At 55.3% G+C, this 472-nt stretch carries 1 rRNA gene; it reads right to left on the minus strand.

What is annotated here, in order from left to right:
- Nucleotides 1–456 (minus strand): 16S ribosomal RNA (locus JHD74_RS26060); the annotation flags it as partial.
- Nucleotides 457–472: the final 16 nt, after the last annotated feature.

Here is a 472-nt window from a genome sequence, read left to right on the forward strand (position 1 = left end):
GAACCCTTCCTCCTCGCTGAAAGTGCTTTACAACCCGAAGGCCTTCTTCACACACGCGGCATGGCTGCATCAGGCTTGCGCCCATTGTGCAATATTCCCCACTGCTGCCTCCCGTAGGAGTCTGGACCGTGTCTCAGTTCCAGTGTGGCTGGTCATCCTCTCAGACCAGCTAGGGATCGTCGCCTAGGTGAGCCATTACCTCACCTACTAGCTAATCCCATCTGGGCACATCCGATGGTGTGAGGCCCGAAGGTCCCCCACTTTGGTCCGAAGACGTTATGCGGTATTAGCTACCGTTTCCAGTAGTTATCCCCCTCCATCGGGCAGTTTCCCAGACATTACTCACCCGTCCGCCGCTCGTCACCCAGGAGCAAGCTCCTTGTGCTACCGCTCGACTTGCATGTGTTAGGCCTGCCGCCAGCGTTCAATCTGAGCCATGATCAAACTCTTCAATTAAAAGCTTGATTTGCTG

The sequence above is a fragment of the Serratia sp. ASV30 genome (assembly GCF_016428815.1).
GTDB classification, from domain to species: domain Bacteria; phylum Pseudomonadota; class Gammaproteobacteria; order Enterobacterales; family Enterobacteriaceae; genus Chania; species Chania fonticola_C.